The following is a 5345-nucleotide window of genomic DNA, read 5'->3' on the forward strand; positions in this document are numbered from 1 at the left end:
AATTTTGTCAGTAACTGCCAGTTCTTTTCACTTGAGCGATGCAACAAAGCCATTCCAGTGTCAAGCACTGGAATGACATCGTCTTAACATTGTACCATATTACAATGTTCGTACAGTTATGTGTCACGCTACTTGGATGACAAGAAAAGGTTTCTAGAATGACGGAAACGAAGTCATACATAGAAAATAGGTTAGGTATTTTCAATTTTTGTTGTATACTCAAATAAAAATCTCACTTTTACAGATGGATACAGTAAAGTTTGTTTTATTACTGCCAACAATATTACTCATGCTAGTTGCTGGTGTTTACCTATCGATTAAACTAAAATGGCTACAGGTATTTAGATTACCATACGCCCTTTCACTACTTGGAGCTAAAAAAGGAGAAAATAAATTTTCTTCTATAGCCGCTCTGTTTACAATTTTAGGGGGAAATTTAGGAGTAGGAAATATTTCAGGAACTGCTGTTGCTCTAAAAACCGGAGGACCGGGCTCTATTTTGTGGATGGCGATAATTATTGTTATCACTTCTGTGATAAAATATGTCACTTGTTATCTAAGTATAAAAACCAGAAAGGAAAAGAACGGACGGTTTATAGGTGGCCCTGTAGCCTACATGGCTGATGCATTTAATTCTAGAAAAGCTACAATTGTGTTTCTGGTTGTTATGATGATGGTTTCAATAACAGTTGGTAACCTTGTTCAGGTAAATTCTCTATCAATACCACTTAACATGATAGATGTACCTGTAGTCATTGGTGGCATTGTAATGGCCATAATATTTTTTGTTGTTGCAGTTCTCAGCTTAAAAAAGATTAAAATTTTTATATCGGCTATGATACCGATAATGACGGTAAGTTACCTCATACTTTGCGGTATCATATTATTTAAATTTAGTGAAAATATTCTTCCTTCTCTAAAACTAATAACAAGCAGTTTTTTTACAACCAGTAGCTTTAACTCTGGTTTATCTCTAGGTTTGATTCTAGAAATGTTGACTATTATTCAAGTCGGAACTTTGCGAGGTATTTTTGCAACAGATATAGGGCTTGGCCTTGAAGGAATCGTACATTCTTCAATTGTTCCTAAGAAAAATAATAATAAATTTATTATTGAGCAGAGTCTAATTACGATAATATCGGTTTTTATAGTTGCGTTTATAGTATTTATTACAACAATGGTACTGCTTGTCACAGATTCTTGGGTCACTGATTTAGAGAGCACTAACATGTGCATATTTGCTTTTAGAAAGGCAATGAATTGGCCTTATATTGACTATTTAATTATGGCCATAATGTTTTGTTTTGCTTTTACTACTATTTTTACTTGTTTTTTTTGCTCAAAACAGACAATACGCTATGTGTCTATGGATAATAAATACACTAAAATCTGGATTGTAATTTTTACCATGATCATTCCGCTTGGTGCGATAGGTAAAGTCCGGTTGCTATGGGATGTTGCTGATATCTCGATTGCTGCTTTGTTGTTTATCAACATACTCGCTATACTCAAGCTAACCTCTCAAGATCCAGGAGTGTTTACTATGAGTAGCAGATATTTGAAGTTGCAAAAACAGAGCTATAGCTAAAGCAATTTAGGCTATGCAGCTGTTGTGATATAAGAGTGATTTCCGCCAAGAAGGATGTCATACCAGTGCCCAGACACTGGGATCCAGGAATCTTGATTGGCACTAAATTAGTGAGCATAAAAGTAGCTAATCTTATGTTAAAACACAACATTTTTGATGGGGTTCGTGAAAGGCTGGATTCCAGACTGGAATGACAACTTAAATCGTTTGATGTTACCATAAAATTGCTTGTGTCATCACATTAGTAACACAACCTTCCTTAATAAAAATTCAACCAATGCTTGTGATAATTATATTAGCTAGTATTAGCTAGAACTAAATGCAGAGGGTTATTAGTGAGGGATATATGGGCACTAACGATACACAACAAGAACACATTTATAATGAGCGCATTCAAGAAATTTTTCCTTTATTTGATAAAATAAAAAAGGAAGACGACCCAATTTATAATGCTAGAGTTGATTTTAACACAGTAAAGTTTTTAACAAAACACGCCAACTGGAATTGGGACGAAGAAGAAAACAAAGATAAAGCATATGGAGTTATTCTTCAGAAATGCGACAAGACAAAGAAAGCTGGACAAGAGCTTGAAAGTGAAGTTAAAGAAAGGTTGAAAGAGTATGTTGATGATGTTGCAGGAGTTTCAATATACGGTAATCACGCAAGTATTACGCTGGGAGATAACAAAAAAGAGTTTAAAATTAGCGAATTTTTAAATAGTGATTTTTGTGAGAAGAATGAAATCTCAGGATTTTCAACATTGCATAGTGATGGAAAGAGCGGAATGCATGGTTTTGTTGCCGAGGAAGAAGGGAAAAAAATAAGACATTATGTCATAACTGATGGTTCATATGAAATGACTTTAAAGTGGTATGCGGAGGGGAAGGAATGTAAGATCAAAATTAAGATTGATGCTAACGGTGTAGACCTTGTTAAAGGTGATGATTTTTCTCTAGAACGGTTAGAAGTAAACAGAGATGTAAAAATAGGTGGTTTATTCTTGCATGAAATACAATTCAGGGAGAAAGGACAAGGAAAAGCGAATGAGATGCAACATAATAAAGACAGTAACGAGCTATCATCTGAAACTACAACAAGAATTGATGTTAATAGAGGTGTTAGCGTTCAAGCTACTGATATAACTCAAAAAAAAGAAGACCACCTTTCACATTTTGGACTACAATCTAACAGCAGAAGGCAGTCTTACGATAGCGGAATTGGAAAAGATTTTACGATAAAATTAATTCTCAGGAGGCTAAAGAAAAGCGTGAGCTTAGACAAGCAGCACGAGAAGCAAATTCGGGAGGTCATGTTTATAACCTACAATCGCTTTTTGAGGAGAATCCTCAGAACAAAAAAACTCCTCCGCCACTTCCACCTAGAACTAGTTCACTACCACCTAAAAAAGGTGTTTTCGATGAGATCCTCAGAACAAAAAAACTCCTCTGCCACTTCCACCTAGAACTAGTTCACTACCAAACACCTAATAATCAGCAAAAAGGTGCAACTTCTGATTCTTCAGATAGTTCTACTTTCACCAAGTCTGTAAGCCACAATCAAGATAATAGGCAAGAAGATGAACGGTATGACAATCCTACATTTGGACATGCTGTACCTGGAAGCCAAAAACCAGATAGAAGTGAGCAAACACCTAATGATCAGCAACAACCTAAAACCCAGCAACAAAAAGGAAATAGCAAAGCCTATCTGTTACAAGACATCAGAAATTTCAAGAAAAACAACTTCCGGCACATTGATGTTGATGATAGAAAAGCATCAATTGCAGGAAGTAGAAAAAATAACCCATCACCGTTAGAGACATTAAAGGACATAATTTCTTATTCATCTTCTCCAGATAACAGTGATAACCAAGATGCTAGTGATGCTAAGTGGAAAGAAAGTGAACAGCCGCTCTCTGCTACAGCACTCAATAATAAAAGTGACTCGGGCTATTCATCTCCAACTCATGACAATAATGAACAATCTCAAGTAAATCCTGAACAGTTAAAGAAGAGCTTAGAAAACATTGAACCAAAAGAAATCGGAGATACGAGTGAGTTAAAAGGAGCATTGGGAAACCCGGATAAAGGGTTAAGAGAACCGGCACAACAGGCTACTAAAGAAAATATTCCTAAAGATTCATTCTCAGAAAACATTTTAGAAAAGATAGGAGAAGGTAAACAATATGACCCTATACGTAAGTGGTTAGAAAAAACAGTGGCAGAACGAGAAAATAATGACACTAATCCAACTGTAGATAAAAATAGCGAACTATATAAATTACTAGAGAAAGATGAAGCACAACTGAAAGCTGCAGTAATAGAAGAAGAAAGAGGAGATACTTTAACAGAACACACTGATGGTTATGATCGCAATAGAATTGCATTAGCTAACAGAAATAAAAGACCACTAGATTGGGCCAAACAGGTTGCTGAGTCACAACAAAAAAAAGATACTAATAAAGGTATTTCAATATAAATTGAAGTTAAAATAATTGCTTTGCAAACAATAGGTTTCATGTAATGGTAACCCTATAACGGAAGAGTAGGAGCCGCGTAAGAACAATACGAACACTCCAGCTAGGCCTTGTATATTGCATCCCCCCGCCCTATTTTTCCACTCTTCTGATGCTAAATAATACTTAATTTCTTGTTCACTGAGACGTTTAAATTTCACTATTGTAACCACAGTCCTGATATGTTGTTTAGATTGATCGGGAGTTAATAGACATACACTGGTGTATACTCTATGCCTTCTTCCTGATAACAAGCGGATACATTTTTCTGCTTGCTCAACGTTTTCAGCTTTGAGCAATATCCTTCTACCACAAGCAACAACTGTATCAACAACAGGCACAAAATAATTTGGATTTAAACTTTGTATTTTCTCAGCTTTACTTTTTGCCATACGGATTGAGTAATCCTTCGGAAGTTCCTTTTTTAAAGGGGCTTCATCTATATCTGCTGGCAAAATTAAACCAGGCTCAATGTTTATTTGTTTTAGTAAAGCTATACGCCTTTTCGATGATGAAGCAAGAATAAGATTATTTAGAGATCGTTCTGTAACTTGTACCTTTAAGCCTTCTGATGATCCTACCCTTTCTCGCATTCCTATCGTAAATGCTCATCTCAACTAACACCCTATCCCCTATAATGATGCGTATTTTACTTCTTCTCACTTTCCCTGATACATGACAGATAATCTCATGTTCATTGTCCAGTTTCACTCTAAATTCTGCTGCAGGTAGTAAAGCAGTTACTGCCCCTTCCACTTCAAAAATTGTTTTCGATTTCTCGTCTTTTATCATATGTTGTATTATAATTTAATAATCTTTTTTAGTCTACTATAGATTTTAAATTATTATCAACACAAAAGACCTTTTGCGCCCCACTTAAGTTGCAACTTAACCCAAACCATCTTCACAATGATACCCTACCTACGTTTCTACTCTCTGCCACCTTCTCAATAGAACTTATAGGACTTATGTTGAAAGATAAATCATTATCACAATTTTCTTCATCGCTATCAAGTCCACTATCAACGCTTAAAGATTTGAGTAATGTTGTCTTCTCTCTTAGTGGAACATAAGACTCATTATCAACGCTTGAAGATTTGGATAACCTTTTCTTCTGTCGTGGAGCATTACCAGACTCATTAGAAATTTCTCCCGTTAATTGATTGTTGAAGCTCCTTTGTTCATCAGCACGAATTTTTTCTTCCAGTCCATCAAGCATTCCTACCAATTCATCACTCCATT

Annotated in this window: 5 protein-coding genes and 2 pseudogenes; 3 read left to right on the plus strand and 4 right to left on the minus strand. The window is 35.5% G+C overall.

The features are described 5' to 3' along the window. Positions 1-7: 7 nt before the first annotated feature. On the minus strand, positions 8-223 hold the full coding sequence (locus tag WGMM_RS06540) for a hypothetical protein (protein WP_240991849.1): 216 nt from the start codon (positions 221-223) through the stop codon (positions 8-10). Positions 224-244: 21 nt separating this feature from the next. On the opposite strand from WGMM_RS06540, the gene WGMM_RS01950 reads away from it, so the two are divergent. The 3 genes and pseudogenes from WGMM_RS01950 to WGMM_RS07335 all read left to right on the plus strand — a co-directional run bounded on the left by WGMM_RS01950 (position 245) and on the right by WGMM_RS07335 (position 4066). Then, positions 245-1588, plus strand: coding sequence for an alanine:cation symporter family protein (locus WGMM_RS01950; RefSeq protein ID WP_038249288.1), 1344 nt, complete (start codon positions 245-247; stop codon positions 1586-1588). A 35-nt stretch (positions 1589-1623) separates the two neighbouring features. Further along, the gene (locus tag WGMM_RS06545) at positions 1624-1782 is read left to right on the plus strand and encodes a hypothetical protein (RefSeq protein ID WP_153296804.1); all 159 of its coding nucleotides are present in this window, start codon (positions 1624-1626) and stop codon (positions 1780-1782) included. A gap of 152 nt (positions 1783-1934) precedes the next feature. Next, positions 1935-4066, plus strand: a pseudogene (locus WGMM_RS07335) (hypothetical protein). Here WGMM_RS07335 and WGMM_RS01965 read toward each other — a convergent pair. The 3 genes and pseudogenes from WGMM_RS01965 to WGMM_RS06565 all read right to left on the minus strand — a co-directional run. Continuing rightward, complete coding sequence (locus WGMM_RS01965; RefSeq protein WP_051599610.1) at positions 4058-4696, minus strand: Maf family nucleotide pyrophosphatase; 639 nt, start codon at positions 4694-4696, stop codon at positions 4058-4060. The pseudogene WGMM_RS07335 and the gene WGMM_RS01965 sit on opposite strands and share 9 nt — an antisense overlap. Then, positions 4632-4895, minus strand: a complete 264-nt coding sequence (gene infA / locus WGMM_RS05615) for a translation initiation factor IF-1 (protein WP_081818062.1) — start codon at positions 4893-4895, stop codon at positions 4632-4634. Before infA ends, WGMM_RS01965 begins: the two co-directional genes overlap by 65 nt. 112 nt (positions 4896-5007) lie before the next feature. Further along, positions 5008-5345: pseudogene (locus WGMM_RS06565) on the minus strand (hypothetical protein); the annotation flags it as partial.

The organism is Wolbachia endosymbiont of Glossina morsitans morsitans (genome assembly GCF_000689175.1).
GTDB classification, from domain to species: domain Bacteria; phylum Pseudomonadota; class Alphaproteobacteria; order Rickettsiales; family Anaplasmataceae; genus Wolbachia; species Wolbachia pipientis.